Annotated in this window: 20 protein-coding genes and 1 tRNA gene; 9 read left to right on the top strand and 12 right to left on the bottom strand. The window is 62.6% G+C overall.

From position 1 onward, the window contains the following. Positions 1–7 precede the first annotated feature (7 nt). The 5 genes from BM269_RS03455 to BM269_RS03435 all read right to left on the bottom strand — a co-directional run bounded on the left by BM269_RS03455 (position 8) and on the right by BM269_RS03435 (position 3921). Entirely contained in the window at positions 8–1618 is a 1611-nt protein-coding gene (locus tag BM269_RS03455) for an alkaline phosphatase D family protein (protein ID WP_090435654.1), read from the bottom strand. Positions 1619–1729: 111 nt separating this feature from the next. After that, complete coding sequence (locus tag BM269_RS03450) at positions 1730–2032, bottom strand: hypothetical protein (protein ID WP_090435653.1); 303 nt, start codon at positions 2030–2032, stop codon at positions 1730–1732. Between the two features lie 47 nt (positions 2033–2079). After that, positions 2080–2403, bottom strand: a complete 324-nt coding sequence (locus BM269_RS03445) for a hypothetical protein (protein WP_090435652.1) — start codon at positions 2401–2403, stop codon at positions 2080–2082. Positions 2404–2454: 51 nt separating this feature from the next. Beyond that, positions 2455–2640 carry a hypothetical protein gene (locus tag BM269_RS03440; RefSeq protein WP_090435651.1) on the bottom strand — a complete coding sequence of 62 codons (186 nt, stop codon included), beginning with the start codon at positions 2638–2640 and terminating at the stop codon, positions 2455–2457. 300 nt (positions 2641–2940) lie between these two features. Beyond that, positions 2941–3921 (bottom strand): extracellular catalytic domain type 2 short-chain-length polyhydroxyalkanoate depolymerase, encoded by a 981-nt coding sequence (locus tag BM269_RS03435; RefSeq protein ID WP_090435650.1) that lies wholly within the window; start codon positions 3919–3921, stop codon positions 2941–2943. A gap of 37 nt (positions 3922–3958) precedes the next feature. Here BM269_RS03435 and BM269_RS03430 point away from each other — a divergent pair, with 37 nt between their 5' ends. Further along, a complete protein-coding gene (locus BM269_RS03430; protein WP_090435649.1) occupies positions 3959–4573 on the top strand; it encodes a glutathione peroxidase in 615 nt (204 codons plus the stop codon). Here the strand turns inward: BM269_RS03430 and BM269_RS03425 are convergent, their stop codons facing one another. Beyond that, positions 4574–4987, bottom strand: coding sequence for a rhodanese-like domain-containing protein (locus tag BM269_RS03425; RefSeq protein WP_090435648.1), 414 nt, complete (start codon positions 4985–4987; stop codon positions 4574–4576). A gap of 96 nt (positions 4988–5083) precedes the next feature. Here BM269_RS03425 and ftrA point away from each other — a divergent pair, with 96 nt between their 5' ends. The 3 genes from ftrA (at position 5084) to BM269_RS03410 (ending at position 8709) form a co-directional block, all read left to right on the top strand. Then, on the top strand, positions 5084–6058 hold the full coding sequence (ftrA, locus tag BM269_RS03420; protein WP_090435647.1) for a transcriptional regulator FtrA: 975 nt from the start codon (positions 5084–5086) through the stop codon (positions 6056–6058). A gap of 31 nt (positions 6059–6089) precedes the next feature. Further along, positions 6090–6449: a DUF1428 domain-containing protein gene (locus BM269_RS03415; RefSeq protein ID WP_090435646.1), complete on the top strand. Its 360-nt coding sequence runs from the start codon at positions 6090–6092 to the stop codon at positions 6447–6449. A 91-nt stretch (positions 6450–6540) separates the two neighbouring features. Continuing rightward, complete coding sequence (locus BM269_RS03410; protein ID WP_090435645.1) at positions 6541–8709, top strand: sensor domain-containing diguanylate cyclase; 2169 nt, start codon at positions 6541–6543, stop codon at positions 8707–8709. Here the strand turns inward: BM269_RS03410 and pabB are convergent. Genes pabB through BM269_RS03395 form a run of 3 tightly spaced genes read right to left on the bottom strand, consistent with a single transcriptional unit; the run spans position 8697 to position 11794 of the window. After that, positions 8697–10526: an aminodeoxychorismate synthase component I gene (gene pabB, locus BM269_RS03405; RefSeq protein ID WP_090435644.1), complete on the bottom strand. Its 1830-nt coding sequence runs from the start codon at positions 10524–10526 to the stop codon at positions 8697–8699. The two genes, BM269_RS03410 and pabB, sit on opposite strands and share 13 nt — an antisense overlap. Continuing rightward, positions 10523–11098, bottom strand: coding sequence for a nucleoid occlusion factor SlmA (slmA, locus tag BM269_RS03400; protein WP_090435643.1), 576 nt, complete (start codon positions 11096–11098; stop codon positions 10523–10525). The genes pabB and slmA overlap by 4 nt, the downstream gene beginning before the upstream one ends. A gap of 15 nt (positions 11099–11113) precedes the next feature. Beyond that, positions 11114–11794, bottom strand: coding sequence for a pyrimidine 5'-nucleotidase (locus BM269_RS03395; RefSeq protein WP_229204487.1), 681 nt, complete (start codon positions 11792–11794; stop codon positions 11114–11116). A gap of 18 nt (positions 11795–11812) precedes the next feature. Here BM269_RS03395 and BM269_RS03390 point away from each other — a divergent pair, with 18 nt between their 5' ends. After that, positions 11813–12709, top strand: coding sequence for a TraB/GumN family protein (locus BM269_RS03390; RefSeq protein ID WP_090435642.1), 897 nt, complete (start codon positions 11813–11815; stop codon positions 12707–12709). 6 nt (positions 12710–12715) lie between these two features. Here the strand turns inward: BM269_RS03390 and BM269_RS03385 are convergent. Continuing rightward, positions 12716–12790 (bottom strand) — tRNA-Thr (locus BM269_RS03385). A gap of 39 nt (positions 12791–12829) precedes the next feature. Further along, the gene (gene argB, locus BM269_RS03380) at positions 12830–13723 is read right to left on the bottom strand and encodes an acetylglutamate kinase (RefSeq protein WP_090435962.1); all 894 of its coding nucleotides are present in this window, start codon (positions 13721–13723) and stop codon (positions 12830–12832) included. 153 nt (positions 13724–13876) lie between these two features. On the opposite strand from argB, the gene BM269_RS03375 reads away from it, so the two are divergent. Together BM269_RS03375 and BM269_RS03370 are read left to right on the top strand one after the other, a co-directional pair. After that, on the top strand, positions 13877–14095 hold the full coding sequence (locus BM269_RS03375; RefSeq protein WP_090435641.1) for a hypothetical protein: 219 nt from the start codon (positions 13877–13879) through the stop codon (positions 14093–14095). Further along, complete coding sequence (locus tag BM269_RS03370) at positions 14085–14348, top strand: SemiSWEET transporter (protein ID WP_090435640.1); 264 nt, start codon at positions 14085–14087, stop codon at positions 14346–14348. The genes BM269_RS03375 and BM269_RS03370 overlap by 11 nt, the downstream gene beginning before the upstream one ends. Here the strand turns inward: BM269_RS03370 and BM269_RS03365 are convergent. Then, positions 14290–15258, bottom strand: coding sequence for an extracellular catalytic domain type 1 short-chain-length polyhydroxyalkanoate depolymerase (locus BM269_RS03365; RefSeq protein ID WP_090435639.1), 969 nt, complete (start codon positions 15256–15258; stop codon positions 14290–14292). The genes BM269_RS03370 and BM269_RS03365 overlap by 59 nt on opposite strands. A gap of 107 nt (positions 15259–15365) precedes the next feature. On the opposite strand from BM269_RS03365, the gene BM269_RS03360 reads away from it, so the two are divergent. Next, on the top strand, positions 15366–15590 hold the full coding sequence (locus BM269_RS03360) for a DUF1289 domain-containing protein (protein WP_055927230.1): 225 nt from the start codon (positions 15366–15368) through the stop codon (positions 15588–15590). Between the two features lie 4 nt (positions 15591–15594). Continuing rightward, positions 15595–16503 (top strand): MBL fold metallo-hydrolase, encoded by a 909-nt coding sequence (locus BM269_RS03355; RefSeq protein ID WP_090435638.1) that lies wholly within the window; start codon positions 15595–15597, stop codon positions 16501–16503. The last annotated feature ends 113 nt before the right edge of the window (positions 16504–16616 follow it).

Here is a 16616-nt window from a genome sequence, read left to right as displayed (position 1 = left end):
TATTGGCTCAGGCAGCCGGCGGCAAGGTGTTGGAGTAGACCGAAGCGCCATCGAGGTCGCGCAGGTCGATGGTGAAGGCCTTCGTCTGCGGGTCAATGTTCACTTCGCCGAAGAACTGGAAGCCGGCAAAGGGCGAGAGGTTGGCCAGGCCCGCGGCAGGCGCTTTCTGGAACTTGACCTGCGGCCCGAACGTTCCATCCAGGGCGTTGGGGCCGAAAGTACCGGCGTTCAGCGGGCCCGCCACGAATTCCCAGAATGGCGAGAAGTCGGTGAACTTGGCATGGGCGGGATCGTAGTAGTGGGCGGCGCAGTAGTGAACATCGGCAGTTATCCACACCACATTCTTGATCGACTTGATGTCGCGCAGCAGCCCGGCCATCTCGATTTCCCGGCCCAAGGGCACGCCATCGTTTCCATTGGCGATTGCTTCCCAGCACGCCGTACCGCCGGCATCCTTGCCGTCGGGGACCTGCAGGCCGATCGGCATGTCTGCGGCAATCACTTTCCACGTTGCGGTCGATTGCGAGAGTGAGTCCTTGAGCCATTTGACCTGCGCCGCGCCGAGGAAAGCGCTTGCATCACTGTCGACGGCTTGCAGGTTGTTGCTGTTCGGACCGCGATACGAGCGCATGTCGAGGACGAACACGTCGAGCAAGGGGCCATAGGGAATCCGCCGGTATACGCGCTGCGATTCGGGCTGGTCAGCCCAGCGCATCGGGGCGTATTCAAGGAAGGCTTGCTTGCCGCGCGCGATCAGCGTCTGGATGTTCTTTTCGCTGTAGCGGATATCGCCGCCCAAGTCCTTCGATGCCGACCAGTTGTTGGTGACCTCGTGGTCGTCCCACTGCCAGATCTGCGGAACTTCCGCGTTGAAGCGACGGATATTCTCGTCCATCATGTTGTAACGGTAGCGGCCGCGGAATTCGTTGAGCGTTTCGGCGACTTTCGAGACTTCCGGGATAACGATGTTCTTCCAGATGCGGCCGTTTTCCGCCTTGACCTCGGCGCTGATCGGCCCGTCGGCGTAGATGTTGTCGCCACTGTGGACAAAGAAATCCGGCTGACGCTTGCGCATGGCTTCATAGATTTTCATGCCGCCAAACTCGGGGTTGATGCCCCATCCCTGGCCAGCGGTATCGCCGCTCCACACGAAACGCACCGCGCGCTTGCCGTCCGGCGATGGCAACGTGCGGAAGCTGCCTGCCACGGGTTCGCTGCCAATCTTCACGTCGCTTGCGCTGTCATAGGAGACGCGCAGGAAGATCTTTTCGCCGGAGGGCAGGCCGGTCAGCTCGATCCGGCTGGTGAAATCGCTGGCCTCTGTGGCAGTCGGACCAATGACCTGGCGTGGATTGAGGAAGCTGTCGCTGGTATCGAACTCCACCCGCATGCGCGCGGGGCGGTCGGAGCGTGCCCACACCATGGCGCGGCCGTCGCCCATATCGCCAATCTGGATCCCGTATGGCAGCTTGGGACGTTCGGATTCGGAAGCAATGATGGCGGGAGCTGCGCTGGACGAGCCGGAGCCGCAGCCGCTTAAACCGAATGCCGCCGTGCCTACCGTGAATGCTCCTGTATGGGTAAGGAAGCGCCTGCGGTTATAGCCAGGATTCGTCATATTTGAACCTCATTGATGTTGGACGGTTCATCAATGTATTTTCGGAATATGACGGGCGAATGAAGAAAGGCCTCTTCGTGCGGGAAGAGGCCTTTCCGGGGGAGGCGGGGATTACTTGGCGGCTGGAGCTGCTGCCGGTGCAGGCGCCGCGGCCGTGGTCGGGGCCGGGCTCGCCTTCACTTCGGACTTGGTTTCAGCAGGCTTTTCTGCCTTCTTGTGGGTGCTCTTGTGCGCGGACTTCTTTTCGACTTTTGCTTCGGTCTTGGCTTCTGCTTTCGCTTCTACCTTGGCTTCGGCCGCAGGTGCCGCTACTGGCGCCGCTGCCGGTGCTGGAGTGGCAGGAGCAACTGGGGTGGTTGCGAAAGCAGCGGTAGCGAACAGGCCGGCGATCAGGGTAGCGATGGTCTTCTTCATGGTGTATGTCCTTTAATTCGAGTCAGGGGCTGTATTCTTGGCAAAAATTACTTGGCTGCTGGAGCTGCTGCAGTGGCTGGGGTTGCAGCCGGTGCAGGCGCCGCGGCCGTGGTCGCAGCCGGGCTCGCCTTCACTTCAGACTTGGTTTCAACAGGCTTTTCGGCCTTCTTGTGTGCAGCTTTGTGCACGGATTTCTTTTCGGCTTTTGCTTCGGTCTTGGCTTCTGCCTTGGCTTCAGCTTTGGCGCTGGTGGCAGCAACGGCTGCCGCAGGTGCTACTGCAGGCGCTGGGGTGGCAGGAGCAACCGGGGTGGAAGCGAAAGCAGCGGTAGCGAACAGGCCGGCGATCAGGGTAGCGATAATTTTTCTCATGGTGCGTGTCCTTTGGAAGAATTGGTATAAATCGTTTAGTTAATTATTCGATTACTTCTTTTCAGCTGCAGGCTTCTGAACTTCCTGCTTCACTTCTTGTTTGACTTCGGCTTTGACTTCAGCCTTCACTTCAGCCTTTACTTCCGGGACCGCTGGGGTAGCTGGGGCAGGAGTTTGTTGTGCGAATGCGGCGCTTACGAACAGACCGGCGATCATGGTTGCGATGACTTTTTTCATTTTTAAATCCTCACTATTAGTTGATCTTGTGTAGCGCACTGTTTCCTGTGTCACTGAGCTGAAAACGGGCTCACTCAGCAGTGTGTTGACCGTCATTACAAACCCTTACATTTGTCGCAGATTTTCAAAACTTTACGCAGGAAGTGTGGAAGCGACATGCTGCCTCCCTACAGTGGGACGCGGGCAGAGCTCCGTGGATGATGGACGCCGCGCTGGAGTTCCGGCGCGCCGGCCACATTAAGAAGAGGGGACTGACGTAGAACGAACCAGGATTACACTGGCATGGCGCCTGCTTCCGCGTTACGCTCCCGTCAAGCGGTCAGCCATCCGCTTGATGGCGCGTAGCTGGCGGCCGCTCTGCAGCGAGTAGTCGGGATCGTCGTAACCCCACCAGTCCCAGCATGCTTTCGGATTCGGCATCGGGCTGATTGCAGCCGTTTGCGGGTAAAGCACCACGATGCGGTTGGTATCGGCCCAGGCGTTGTAGCCCGCATGACGGGCGTAAGTATCCTTGAGGGTGCCGATATCCTGCATGCAGCCATGCAGTGCGATGTGCAGCTTGCAGCCTGCGCCACCGGCTTCGCAGCCCGGGGGAATGTAGACGTAGCCGGTGTTGGCCATGCCGTGCGTTGTCGGAGCCGGGATGAACTCTGCCTGCTCGAATTCCTGGAGTCTGCCCGCCGGGGTAGCGTTGTCACCGCGCGCTTTCAGGGGACCGTAGATCCATTGCAGCAGGTTGCCGGCTGCATCGAAGCCGCAATTGCTGATAAACGGCGCAGCCAGGGCGTCGCACTTATTGCCGTAGCTATCAGTCGGCATGGCGTGACCGGCGGCCAGGTCGCTCTTGTACTGGATCTGCGCTGCGGGGATGAAGGCTGCGTAGTACTTCGCCAGGTCTGCCATTGAGGCGGCCGGCACCAACTGGTCGAGGGTGCCCGAGAACATCCACACGCGATGCGAAGCCAGTTTCGCGACCGGATCGACCTGGCCCGCGTCGGCGCGCTTGCGGGTCACTGCCGCCAGTTCGGCCACGTCGGCGCCTTTGCAGCTTCCGATGGCGTTCATCATGCTGCCTTGCGCGCAGTAATAGCTGCCGCCCGCGATGATTCCCGCGCCAACCACGCTGCCGGAATAGGCGACCTGGTATTGCACCGCCATGAAGGCGCCGGAAGACAGCCCGGAAATCGATACTTGCCGGGCTTTCATTGACGGCAGCGGCGCCGGCGCGGCCGAGGCTTGCGTGGCTGCCGCCAGCGCCAACGTGCAGCCGGCAATTGTCATACAATCGGAAATTCGAACGAACCGGAAGAGACTACCCATGCCATCTATCCTCACCAAGTTTGCAGCGCTGTCCGCGCTGAGCCTGAGCGCCGCAGCCGCCTTCGCACAGGCACCCGCCGCGCAACCCGCAGCCGCTACTGCCACCGCTGTCGCCAATGCGCCAGCTGCGAGCTGCCCTGCCATTCTTAAACAGTCCTTCAACCGCTTGCAGGACGATGCGCCGCAGGACTTATGCCAGTACGCCGGCAAGGTGATCCTGGTCGTCAACACAGCCAGCTATTGCGGCTATACCCCGCAGTACAAAGGACTGGAAGAAGTGTATGCGAAATACGCGGGAAAAGGTCTGGTCGTGCTGGGCTTCCCGTCGAACGATTTCGGCAAGCAGGAGCCGGGCAGCAGCAAGGAGATCGCTGACCTTTGCTACAACACCTATGGCGTCAAGTTCCCGATGTTCGCCAAGTCCGTGGTGTCGGGCGATGCGCCAAACCCGTTCTACGCGAGACTGATCAAGGCGACCGGCAAGGCGCCGGCGTGGAACTTCCATAAATACCTGATCGACCGCAAAGGCAATGTGGTCGAGAGCTTCCCGAGCAAGGTCAAACCGGATGACAAGGCCCTGGTGGAAGCGCTCGAGAAAGCCCTCGCAGGCTGATTACGCGGCGGCGGCCAGCGGCGAGGGGGCGAGGGCGAAGCCTTCGTCCAGCCAGCCGGTGATCCCGCCGGTCATGATCTTCACGGGGCGGCCAAGCTTGGCCAGCCGGATTGCCGCCCGCGCTGCGCCGTTGCAGTGCGGGCCGGCGCAGTAAGTGACGAACACGGTCTGCGCAGGGTATTCGGCCAGTTTCGAGCCGATGATCTTGCGGTGCCCCAGGTCGACCGCGCCGGGCACGTGGCCGGTGGCATATTTTTCCGTACCCCGTACGTCGAGCAGCACGAAGTCCTGCTGCGCGGTACCCATCACGCTGTGAACGTCCCAGCAATCCGTCTCAAAACGCAGCGAATCTTCGAAGTGGGCGAGCGCCTCGGCGCTTGGGGCTGCGGCGACTTCGGTGACGATGGATGGCATCTGATTCTCCTGTGGCGGTTGAAAGTGACACCATTGTCGGCCGCCCGCGTCGCGCGCGGCAGTGGCGCGAAAGCCATAATGCGTTAAGATTGCGCCATGAGCGCGAAAAAACACCTGGTCGTGGCGCTGGCCTACGATGGCCTGTGCACCTTCGAATTCGGCTGCGCCGTCGAGCTGTTTGCCCTGGATCGTCCGGAGCTGGGGGTGGATTGGTACGATTTTGCCGTCTGCGCCGTCGAGCGGGGGCCGATCCGTGCGGCCGGCGGGATCCTGGTGCAGGCGCCTTACGATCCGGCGCTGCTGGAGCGGGCCGATACCATCGTGATTCCCGGCTGGCGCGATGCCGACGAGGAGCCGCCACAGGCGCTGCTGGCGCAAATCCGTGCTGCCCATGCGCGCGGTGCCCGCCTGTGCACCATCTGCTCCGGTGTTTTCATCCTGGCCGCGGCAGGGGTGCTGGATGGCCAACGCGCCACCACCCACTGGCGTTACGTCGAACGGCTGCAGCGCCGCTATCCACGCATCCGCGTGCTGGCGGATGACCTGTATGTCGACGAAGGACAGATCATCACCTCGGCCGGATCGGCGGCGGGACTGGACATGCTGCTGCACCTGGTGCGACGCGATTACGGCGCGCGGGTCGGCAATATGGTCGCGCAGCGCCTGGTGGTGGCGCCGCACCGGGAAGGCGGGCAGGCGCAATTCCTGCCGCGCCCCATGGCGCATGATGAGCAGGGGCGCTTGTCGCGCCTGATGGACTGGCTGCGCAGCCACCCAGCGGCGCCGCACACGGTGGCCAGCATGGCCGAACGCGCGGCAATGAGTCCGCGCACGCTCCAGCGCCAATTCCAGGACGCTACCGGCATGGGGCCGGTTGAGTGGCTGGTGCGCGAGCGGGTAGCGATTGCGAAGGACTTGCTGGAAGCGCCGGAGATCGCCCTGGCTCAGGTAGCCGAGCGGGCCGGTTTCGGTTCGGAAGAATCGCTGCGCCACCACTTCCGCCGCGTCGCGGCCACCACACCGGGTGCGTATCGTCGCGCTTTCCTTGTCACGGCCAATCGTGCGGCATAAGCTGGGAGCTCTCTTTTAATTGGAGGCTCCGATGGCTTATGTTGATGGATTCATTGTGCCGGTTCCCAGCAAGAACATGGATGCGTACCTGGAGATGTCGCGCCAATGCGCAAAAGTGTGGCGCGAGTATGGTGCCACTGAGTACCGCGAAACCGTCGCCGACGATGTGAAAGTCGGCACTCACACTTCCTTTCCACAAGCGGTCAAGCTGGAGGACGGCGAGGTGGTGGTGTTTTCGTGGATTATCTATCCCTCGCGCCAGGTGCGCGATTCCTGCAACGAAAAGGTCATGGCCGATCCGCGCATGAAGGAAATGATGGACCCCGCCAAGATGCCGTTCGATGGTAAACGGCTGGTCTATGGCGGATTCGAGATGGTAATAGATTTGTAGTCACTCAAACATTGTTGCAGAATGGACTCATGGTGGGTTTTGGGGGAAGCGCTTGACGTATGATCAAGCGACACCTTTCCTCCAGCCCGTCATGAAACGATTGCCGGCGTTACCCGATAACCCATTCTTCGTTCGCTCCGCGGCCTTGCTGGTCGTGCTGGCCGCGCTGGTCGCGGCGTTCACCTTGTATGCGCGGCAGGAATTGCGGGTCGACGCCATCAATGTGCAGCGTGAGCAATCCTTGACGTTGATGGATGAATTGCGCCAGTCGTCGCAAGACCTGACCAAGCTGGCGCGTTCGTACGCCGCCACCGGCAAGTCGCACTACCGCCGCTATTTCGAAGAAGTGCTGGCTATACGCGATGGCTTGCAGGCGCTGCCCGAGCGCTATGACGGCGTTTACTGGGATCTGGTGCTGGCCGACGGCAGTCGCCCGCGTCCTTTCAGTGCCGAGCGCACGCCTTTGTTGGAGCGCATGCGCAAGGCTGGCTTCACGGCATCCGAGCTCTACCTGCTGCAAGATGCCAAGCGCCGTTCCGACTCGTTGACCACGATGGAATACGAGGCCATGGAGCTGGCTGCGAGCGGAAAACTGGAGCAATCGGGCGCTGCGTTGTTCGGCGACCGCTACGACCGGGCCAAACGGGACATCATGCAGTCAATCGATGTCGCCTTCGTGGCGATTGACGAACGGACGCGCGCGGCAGTTGCCGCAGCCCAGGCGGACGCCAATACGCTGCGCATGGTCGTGGTGGCGCTCGGCGTTCTTAGCATGGCCATGCTGGTCGAGCTTTATTTTGCGACGCGCCGTAAGCTGGGCGGAACCATGGGGGAAATACACGAAGTCATGCTCGACCTGGCGGAGGGCCGCTTTGGCCGCGTGCTCGCGGCGCGCAAGCAGGACAGCGTGCTCGGATGGCTGGGACAAATGCAACATGACCTGCAGGACGCCGACAAGCAAAAGCGGGAATCGGCGCGCCAGTTGCAGGAGTCGTTCGAGCGCCTGGACAAGATCGCACGCATGGTGCCTGGGATGGTGCATGTGTTCCAGCGCCGTGCGGATGGCAACCTGAGTTTTCCCTACGCCAGCAATGCAATGCACGGCTTGTACGGCACCGATCCCGAGTGTGTACGCATTGACGCGGCGCCGCTGCTGGATAAGCTCCATCCGGAGGACCGCTCGGTGGTGCGCGACTCGATGATGGAGTCGGTACGCACGCTGGCGCCGTGGCATATCGAATACCGCGTCACCCAGGACGAAGGCACCGACCGCTGGCTGTTGAATAGCTCTGTGCCGGAGCGGCAGCCGGACGGCAGCATCCTGTGGTTCGGCTATACGACCGACGTGACAGATCGGCGACGCGCCGTGGAAGAATCCCGGGTGGCCGCCATCGCCTTCGATACCAAGGAGGGCATGCTGGTCACCGATGCCGCCGGGCGAATCCTGCGGGTCAACCGCGCGCTCGCGACGCTTAGCGGCTATTCCCTGGCTGAATTGGCAGGCGATACCGCGCAGCGCCTGTACTCCATGCCTGGCGAGCCCGCGCTGCAGGCAACGATTGCAGTCGCCATCGGACAGCACGATACCTGGGAAGGCGAGATCGAATTGCGCCGCAAGGATGGCAGCGAATGCCCGGTTCTCACTTCCATCACGGCAGTGCGTGGACTGGCCGGCGAGGTAACCCATTATGTGCACATGTTTGTCGATAATTCGGAACGCAAGGCGCGCGAAGAGCTGGTGCGGCGCCTTGCCTACTTCGACGCGCTGACCGGCTTACCGAACCGGCGCATGCTGATGGACCGGCTGCAGCAGGCCTTGTATGCCTGCGGCCGAAGCAAGCGGCATGGAGCTCTTTGCTTCATCGACCTGGACAAGTTCAAGGCACTTAACGACACCCACGGCCACGAATATGGAGACCGCCTGTTGCAGCAGGTGGCGCAACGGCTGCAGGACTGCGTGCGCGCCGGCGACACGGTAGCGCGCCTTGGCGGCGACGAGTTTGTCCTGGTGCTGGAAACGCTCGATGCCGAAGCGGCGAACGCGTACCAGCAGGCACAGGGCGTCGGCGCCAAGGTGCTGGCTGCGTTGGCCAAGCCGTTCCAGCTGGATGACCTGGAATGGAATTGCTCCGGCAGCCTGGGGCTGACGCTTTTCGGCCCTCATCCGGCAGAACCGGACATGCTGCTGAAGCAGGCCGACATGGCGATGTACGAGGCGAAGAAGGCCGGGCGCAACGCCTTGCGCTGCTACTCCGCCTGAGGGGCGGGCGCCAGCACCGCGCGCATCGCGCCGCGCAGCGAGTTGCATACGACGATTTCTTCAGCGGCGAACAGCATGGTGCGCGTGATGACGTGCTCCTGAGCACTCCAGGCCTCCAGGATCACCGCGCGCATCACGCCCGGCAGCATGCCACTGGATAACGGCGGCGTTATCCACAGGCCGTTGGCACGGATGAAGACATTGCTGCGTCCTCCCTCCGTCAACTCACCGCGCTCATTGAAGAACAGCTTGTCGAAGGCGCCCTGGGCGTCGGCGGCTTTCCACGCCGCGTCATAGCGCTCGCGGATGGTGGATTTGTGGCGCAGGAAAAGGCCGCTGCTGTCGCTTGCTTCGTCGGCCAGCAGCACGCGCACGGGCTCCTGCAACGGCGCAAGCGCGCCAGTCTGCACGGCGAAAGCGCCTGCGCTGTTCATTGCGAGGCGCAGGCGATGCGGCTGGCCGGCGGGCAGGGCCTGGCAGGCCAGGGTGAGGTAGGCGCGCGCAGCGGCTTCATCCCAGGCGAAACCGAAGTAGCGTGCCGATCCCGCGAGGCGCAGCATATGGCGTTCCACGTGGCGGGTGCCGGCCTCGCGTGTGGCGTACATGGTTTCGAACAATTCGAAATCGTTCGACAGGCCGGTCAGGAAGCGGGCTTTCAGCTGGCATTCGGCGAATTCGTCATGCGGCTCGCTATCGTAGACGATGCCGGCGCCGACGCCCATCACGCCCTTACGGATGCCGTCTTCCATAGCTTGCAGCGTCAGGGTGCGGATCGGGACGTTCAGGCAGAAGTCGCCATCCGGGGCAAACCAGCCGATGGCGCCGGTATAGATGCCACGTGCTTCGGGCTCCAGTTCGGCGATGATTTCCATGGTGCGCTTCTTGGGCGCGCCGGTGATGGAGCCGCAGGGGTAGAGCGCGGTGAAGATGTCCTGCAGCGTGGCGCCTTCGCGCAGGCGGGCCTGCACGGTGGAGGTCATTTGCAGCACGCTGCTGAAACGGGTCACTTCGAACAGCTTGGGTACTTCAACGCTGCCGGTGGCGGCTACGCGGCCGATGTCGTTGCGCAGCAGGTCGACGATCATCAGGTTTTCGGCGCGGTTCTTCGGATCGGCTGCCAGGGCGGCGGCGCGGCGTGCATTCTCTGTCTCGTCGCCTGCCGCCGGGGCGGTGCCTTTCATCGGGCGCGCGGTCAGCGTGTCGCCTTCCTTGCGCACGAACAGTTCCGGCGACAGCGACAGCACGGCGCGGCCGTCTTCGAAGCCGATCAGGGCGCCATACGGTACCGGCTGGCGGGCGCGCAGGCGCTGGTAGAGCGCGAATACCGAACCGAAGGCGTCGAAGTGCAGGCGGTAGGTGTAGTTGACCTGGTAGGTGTCGCCGGCCGCGATGTAGTCGCGGATGCGCTGGATGGCGTCGACAAACTGCGCCTCGCTGACATTGGCACGAATGTCCGCTACGCCTGCGGGCGTGGCATCGGGGCCGGCCTGCGCGGCCAGCCAGGCGGCAACTTCGGCTTGCGTCAGTTCGTCGCAGCGTTCGAACAGGAGTACCTGTGCCAATGCCGCTGCCCCGGCTGCAGCGGCGCGCGGCTCCACGCCGACGATATGGTGACCCAATTCGTAGCTGAGGACCGGCACCGCATGCAGGCCGCGTGCGAGCGCCTGCCCCATCGCGGCCAGCACGCCCGGCCAGCCTGCGAAATCGCGGCAGGCCAGGGTGGCATGATGGCCGGTGTAGAGGCGGGAAGAGCGGCCAGCACCGGTGGCTGGATCGACGCTAGCGTCGTCCAGCAAAGCAAAGGTCAAGCAGTTCAATTCAGCAGTAATGCAATCTGTACGGCGGCGTCCTGGGAAGGATTCGATTTGAAGCCGCTCTTGGCGTATCGGTGCCAGCGCCCCAGCACGAAGCTGACCAGCAGCCCGGCGCGGGCACTGACGTCAGCTTCATGGGCCTGGCCTTCGGCCGCTGCGGCACGCAGCGCCTGTTTCAGTGCCAGCTCCACGCGGTCGTAGAACTGGTTCATGCGCTGCTGCAGGCGCTCATCTTCGTTGACCAGCGCGTCGCCGATCAGCACCCGGGTCATGCCCGGGTTACTGCTGGCGAAATGCAGCAGCATGCCCAGGATGTCGCGCGCCTGGGCCAGGCCATCGGCCTGCTTGTCGGCGATCTGGTTGATCAGGCCGAACACGGTGGACTCGATGAATTCGATCAGGCCCTCGAACATCTGGGCCTTGCTGGCGAAATGGCGGTACAGCGCCGCCTCGGATACATCCAGCTTGCGCGCCAGCGCAGCCGTGGTGATCTTTTCTCCTTTTGGATGCTCCAGCATTTCAGCCAGTGCCTGGAGGATTTGCAGCTTGCGCTGTCCGGGCTGTGTACTTGCCATGGGTTTTGGACCTGTTTATTTAGATTTCAGCAGCTTTTTAACTGATTTTACTTTGACATCGAGCCATGCCGGTTTTTTCCCCGGCTTCAGCAGGTATTGCGTCACCCACACCGTGCGCATGCCCAGCGCATGTGCCGATCGCAGATTATCCAGCGTGTCTTCGACTAGGATACACCGGCGCGCGACCAGGCCCTTCCGGCGCATCAGCCGCCGCAGCATGATGCGCGATGGCTTGGGGCGCAAGCGGCGATGCACGTGCATCGATTCGATGGTGATCTGGTCGCTGAAATGGCGGCCGATGCCCATGTGTCCCACTACTTTGCGCGCGTAATCGCGCGGCGCATTGGTCAGCAGGATTTTACGGCCTGGCAGGCGGCGCAGCAGTTGGCCCAGGCCGCGTTCGAAGCGGATCATTTCCTCGATGTCCGGCAGGTCGTGCGTCTCGCGCAGGAAGTGGGCGGCATCGACGCCGTGGTGGCGCACCAGTCCAAGCAGGGTGGCACCGTAGCGCTGCCAGTAAAGGGCACGGGTGGCACTGATTTCCTCCGCACTGGCGGGCGTTTCGCCATCGCCCAGCACGCGCGCCATGTAAGCGTTCATTTTCTCCACCATGGCGGGGAAAATGGCATGCGAAGCATTGTGCAGCGTGTTATCCAGGTCGAACAGCCAGACCGGTGCCAAAGGTTTAATATTCACGTTCTACTTGGAGAGACTATGCGACGCACGATTATAGTGATGTTTTGCCTTCTGCTTGGCCTGAGCTTTTCGGCCGCGGCCGCGCCGCCGGCGCGCGGTGCGCTGTACAAGCTGGAATACGCGGGCAATACCTCCTGGCTGTTCGGCACCATCCACGTCGGCATTCCTGACTTTTATCCGCTCGAACCGCGCGTCACGCAGGCCATGGAGCGCGCCACGGCGGTAGCGCTGGAAGTCGACCCTGCCGCCGATCCGGCCAGGTCGATGGCCATCATGCGCGAACATGGCCTGTACGCGCCGGGCTCCGGCAGCGCCATGACCGACATCCGTCCCGAATACCGCCCGCGCCTGGAAGGCATGCTGAAGAAACACGGCATCGCGCCGGAAATGGTGGCCTCGATGAAGCCATGGCTGATCGTCATGATGATCACCATCGGCGAATACCGCGCCCTGGGCTACCGTCCGGAACTGGGCATCGACCTGCAACTGGCGCGTACCGCGCATGGCCGCAAGCAGCGCGTGGTGGAGCTGGAATCGGTCGGCGGCCAGGCCGCGCTGTTCGGGCGCATGACGCCGCAGGATCAGGCCCGCTTCCTGGAAGACAGCCTGGATACCTTTGAAGACAGCAAGCAGGGCGTGCAGCCGCGCGACCTGGTCGAGGCCTGGGCGTCCGCCGATGCGGCCAAGTTCGAGGTACTGGCGCGCGAAGTGGAAGAAGACAAGACCTTTTCCGGCAAATTCATGAAACAGGTGTTGCTGGACGAGCGCAATCCCGTGCTGGCCGACGGCATCGTGGAAATGATGAAAAAAGAACAGCACAGTTTTGCCGCTATTGGCACTCTGCATCTGGTCGGCACGGGGAATGTTGCGGAACTGCTGCGCCAGCGTGGCGTGAAAGTAGAGCGTATCTACTAAGGAGAATGGTGCCCTTGACGTGGATTGAACACGTGGCCTCTCCCTTACCAAGGGAGTGCTCTACCACTGAGCTACAAGGGCATTCACGTTTTCGGCGGCTGTTGAATGCCGCCAAAAATTTTAGTGAGACCGGATCATAGTGCCAAAAGCCTGTTCGGTCAAGACTTCCAGCAACAGGCTGTGTTCAATTCGCCCGTCAATGATGTGTACCGTGTTCACGCCCGACTTGGCGGCGTCCAGTGCGGACGAGATTTTCGGCAGCATGCCGCCCGAAATCGTACCGTCCGCGAACATTTCGTCGATTTCGCGCGCCGACAGGTCGGTCACCAGGTTGCCGTTCTTGTCCTGCACGCCGGCGATGTTGGTCATCATGATCAGCTTTTCAGCTTTCAGGATCTCGGCGATCTTGCCGGCGACAACGTCGGCGTTGATGTTGTAAGCCTGGCCATCCTTGCCGAAGCCGATCGGGGAAATAATTGGGATAAAGGCATCATCCTGCAGGGCTTTCACCACGGCCGGGTTGATTGCCTCGATCTCGCCGACGAAGCCGATGTCCAGGAATTCGCCTGGTTTTTCCTTGTCCGGCATGGCCATCTTGCGGGCGCGGATCAGGCCACCGTCCTTGCCGGTCAGGCCAACCGCCTGGCCGCCGTAGTGGTTGATCAACATGACGATGTCCTGCTGCACTTCGCCGCCCAGCACCCATTCCACCACTTCCATGGTTTCCTCGTCGGTGATGCGCATGCCCTGCACGAAGGTACCTTGCTTGCCGATCTTCTTCAGCGCATTGTCGATCTGCGGGCCGCCACCGTGCACCACGACCGGGTTCATGCCCACCAGTTTCAGCAGGATCAGGTCGCGCGCGAAGCCGTGCTTCAGGCGCTCTTCGGTCATGGCATTGCCACCGTATTTGATGACGATGGTTTTGCCGTGGTAATTGCGGATATACGGCAGCGCCTCGGCCAGGATCTGGGCCTTGACTTGGGGCGTTACGCCGCTCAGGTCAGTGGACATATCCGGGTCGTGGACAGGCAGGTTGGTCATGGCGGGGGTTCCAGAAAATAAGATTTAAGGTCAATGCTGCGCATTATAGGGCCAATCGAGTTGTAATTTACGGTTTGATCCGCTAGTCTGGCCATCTCCCATACGCATGATTGCATTGATGATATGAGCACCTGTGAGCGCTGCGGCGCCGCGTTCCACTGCGCGATGGCCGATGCGCCAGCCGGGCAGAAACCGACCGGAGCGCCGGGCGAGACACCGTGCTGGTGCACCTTCCTGCCGCCGGCGATTCCGGTGCCCGGAACCGAGGCGGTGGGATGCTGGTGCCCGGCATGCCTGCGAGCCCATATCGCCACCCTGGAAACGCCACCCGATGTTGCTTGAACCTGACCTGCTCGGCTTTATCGCCGCCTTCTGCACCACTTTCGCTTTTGTACCCCAAGTCCTGCTGGTCTGGCGCCAGCGTCACGCCGACGGCATTTCCACCGGCATGTACCTGATCTTCAGCTTCGGCGTGCTTCTGTGGCTGTTGTATGGCCTGCAAACCAATGCCTGGCCGATCATCATCGCCAACGGCATCACCCTGGTGCTGGCCCTGTGCGTGCTGGCGATGAAACTGCACTTTTCGCGGCGCTGAAAAAGCGCATCATCTCGCGGCTGGCATCCGGCCCGCGCGGATCGGTGTAGCTGCCTGCCGCGCTGCCGCCCGACCAGGCATGGCCGGCGCCATGGATCACCCAATGTTCGCCCAGCGGCGAGCCGTCTTCCAGCCAGTGTGCTTTCAGCGTGAAGGCGTGGCCGTCGGGTACCTGGCCCGCCAGCGTGGCAGGACTGGCCTGTTCGCCCCGCGGATGGCTGCGCAAGCCCTGCGCCAGTACCGCCTCGCCATTTGCCGGGTGCACGGTGCGGTCCTGGTCCCCATGGAACACGATGACCGGCTGGCCCGCCGTCAGGGCCGCCTGCGCGCGGGCCGCGCCGCGCCGCATCGCCAGCAGCGCCGACGGCAGGTCGCGCGCGGCGGCGAACGGCAGGCCGGAATGCACGCCGACGGCGGCAAACAGGTCCGGATAAAGGGTGCCGACGATGACCGCCATGGCGCCGCCCGCCGACAGCCCGGCGACGTACACCTCGCTTTGCAGTACCGGGTAGCGTGCCATGACGTCGCGCGCCATGGCCGCGATGATGGCGGGTTCGCCCTGGCCACGCTCCTGGTCCAGGGCACTGAACCAGTTCCAACATCGGGTGTGATTGGCGTCCGGCGTTTGCGCCGGATATAGCACCAGGCAGCCGCGCTCCTCGGCCACCGCGTTCATTTGCGTGCCGGCGGCGAAATCGTCGGGGTCTTGCAGGCAGCCGTGCAGCATCACCAGCAAGGGCATGGGCTGGCCGTCGTAACAGGATGGCACGTACAGCTTGTAACTGCGGCTGCCGGCGCGGCAATCGAAATCGCCGCCGATGAACTGCGCTTGCCCAGGGTCGGGACGCCCAGGCCGGCGCCGCGCGAATTGGTCCAGCGCGCGGGAAAACCAATGGCGATCGAGCTTCATCAGCACCTCGGAGGCTGGTTGGTCAGGTGGTCTCCTCGCATTCTTTATTGTTCTGGTGCCCCATCAGTATATGGCCATTCCGGGCTTTTTTGCCGCACTGCGGTAAAATGTCGGCCATGAGTACTGAACTGCCGCCAGGCGCGCCGGAACTGGCCACGCCCGTGCCATCCCCCTGCATCAGCCTGTGCAAGATGAACCAGGACACCGGTTTCTGCGAAGGCTGCCTGCGCACCATCGACGAAATCGTCGCCTGGTCGCGTGCCGACGACGCTTACAAGCGCGCCGTGTGGGCTGAGCTGCGCCGCCGTGAGCAACTGATCGACTTTGACTGACGCAATGAAGCTACACCCATCCATCCACGTTTTCGAACGCGGCTGGCTTTCCTCCAATAATGTCCTGCTGTTGGGCCGCCACGACGCGGCCATGATCGACAGCGGCTACGTCGCGCACAAGCAGCAGACGCTGGACCTGGTGCGGCACGCCTTGCACGGGCGCCGCCTGGACCGCCTGTACACCACCCACCTGCACTCCGACCACTGCGGCGGCAACGCTGCGCTGCAGGCGCATTTCGGCTGCGACACATATATCCCCGAGCCGGAAGCGGAGAAAGTGCGGCACTGGGACGAGGATGCGCTCAGTTTCAAGGCCACCGGCCAGCAATGCGAACGCTTTTCCATCGACGGCGTGATCAGCGCCGGCGAAACGCTGACGCTGGGCGACCTGGAATGGCAAGTGCTCGGCGCACCGGGCCACCACGCCCATTCCGTGATCTTCTACTGCCCATCGGAGAAGGTGCTGGTATCGGCCGACGCACTGTGGCAGAACGGTTTCGGCGTGATCTTCCCCGAGCTGGAAGGCGATGAAGGATTTGCCGAAGCAGCGGCCACCCTGGACGTGATCGCCGGACTGGATGCAAAGCTTGTCATCCCCGGCCATGGCGCCGTATTCGAGGACGTCGACGCCGCACTGTCGCGCGCCCGCCGCCGCCTGGACTTCCTGTCGGCCGATCCCAAGCGCAATGCGGAATACGCTGTCAAAGTCCTGCTCAAATTCCTGCTGCTGGAACGCCAAAGCATGCCGGTAGCCGAGGTCGTGCCGCTGTTCGCCTCCATCCCGCTGATGCAAGCCATCGCCAGCCGCCACCTCGGCATGAGCACCGAGCAACTGGCCGCCTGGGCCATCAAGCAACTGGTACGCGCCTGCAGCGCCCGCGTCGAAAACGAGCTCCTCCTGAACGACGGCTGACCCCGTGTCCCACCATGGGGTCACACCCGAATCGGGACACGAGCCCATCTGCTACTTGTAGAGGCCGTGTCTCATTTCGGGTGTGACCCCAGGGTGGGACACGGGCTCGGCTA

Source organism: Duganella sp. CF458 (genome assembly GCF_900113115.1).
Taxonomy (GTDB): Bacteria; Pseudomonadota; Gammaproteobacteria; order Burkholderiales; family Burkholderiaceae_D; genus Rugamonas.
This window is presented reverse-complemented; position numbering and strand designations above follow the sequence as displayed.

Bases quoted from the DNA above. Each gene is read 5' to 3' on its own strand.
- BM269_RS03455 (WP_090435654.1), bottom strand. From the start codon at position 1,618: ATGACGAATCCTGGCTATAACCGCAGGCGCTTCCTTACCCATACAGGA.
- BM269_RS03450 (WP_090435653.1), bottom strand. From the start codon at position 2,032: ATGAAGAAGACCATCGCTACCCTGATCGCCGGCCTGTTCGCTACCGCT.
- BM269_RS03445 (WP_090435652.1), bottom strand. From the start codon at position 2,403: ATGAGAAAAATTATCGCTACCCTGATCGCCGGCCTGTTCGCTACCGCT.
- BM269_RS03440 (WP_090435651.1), bottom strand. From the start codon at position 2,640: ATGAAAAAAGTCATCGCAACCATGATCGCCGGTCTGTTCGTAAGCGCC.
- BM269_RS03435 (WP_090435650.1), bottom strand. From the start codon at position 3,921: ATGACAATTGCCGGCTGCACGTTGGCGCTGGCGGCAGCCACGCAAGCC.
- BM269_RS03430 (WP_090435649.1), top strand. From the start codon at position 3,959: ATGCCATCTATCCTCACCAAGTTTGCAGCGCTGTCCGCGCTGAGCCTG.
- BM269_RS03425 (WP_090435648.1), bottom strand. From the start codon at position 4,987: ATGCCATCCATCGTCACCGAAGTCGCCGCAGCCCCAAGCGCCGAGGCG.
- ftrA (WP_090435647.1), top strand. From the start codon at position 5,084: ATGAGCGCGAAAAAACACCTGGTCGTGGCGCTGGCCTACGATGGCCTG.
- BM269_RS03415 (WP_090435646.1), top strand. From the start codon at position 6,090: ATGGCTTATGTTGATGGATTCATTGTGCCGGTTCCCAGCAAGAACATG.
- BM269_RS03410 (WP_090435645.1), top strand. From the start codon at position 6,541: ATGAAACGATTGCCGGCGTTACCCGATAACCCATTCTTCGTTCGCTCC.
- slmA (WP_090435643.1), bottom strand. From the start codon at position 11,098: ATGGCAAGTACACAGCCCGGACAGCGCAAGCTGCAAATCCTCCAGGCA.
- BM269_RS03390 (WP_090435642.1), top strand. From the start codon at position 11,813: ATGCGACGCACGATTATAGTGATGTTTTGCCTTCTGCTTGGCCTGAGC.
- argB (WP_090435962.1), bottom strand. From the start codon at position 13,723: ATGTCCACTGACCTGAGCGGCGTAACGCCCCAAGTCAAGGCCCAGATC.
- BM269_RS03375 (WP_090435641.1), top strand. From the start codon at position 13,877: ATGAGCACCTGTGAGCGCTGCGGCGCCGCGTTCCACTGCGCGATGGCC.
- BM269_RS03370 (WP_090435640.1), top strand. From the start codon at position 14,085: ATGTTGCTTGAACCTGACCTGCTCGGCTTTATCGCCGCCTTCTGCACC.
- BM269_RS03365 (WP_090435639.1), bottom strand. From the start codon at position 15,258: ATGAAGCTCGATCGCCATTGGTTTTCCCGCGCGCTGGACCAATTCGCG.
- BM269_RS03360 (WP_055927230.1), top strand. From the start codon at position 15,366: ATGTCGGCCATGAGTACTGAACTGCCGCCAGGCGCGCCGGAACTGGCC.
- BM269_RS03355 (WP_090435638.1), top strand. From the start codon at position 15,595: ATGAAGCTACACCCATCCATCCACGTTTTCGAACGCGGCTGGCTTTCC.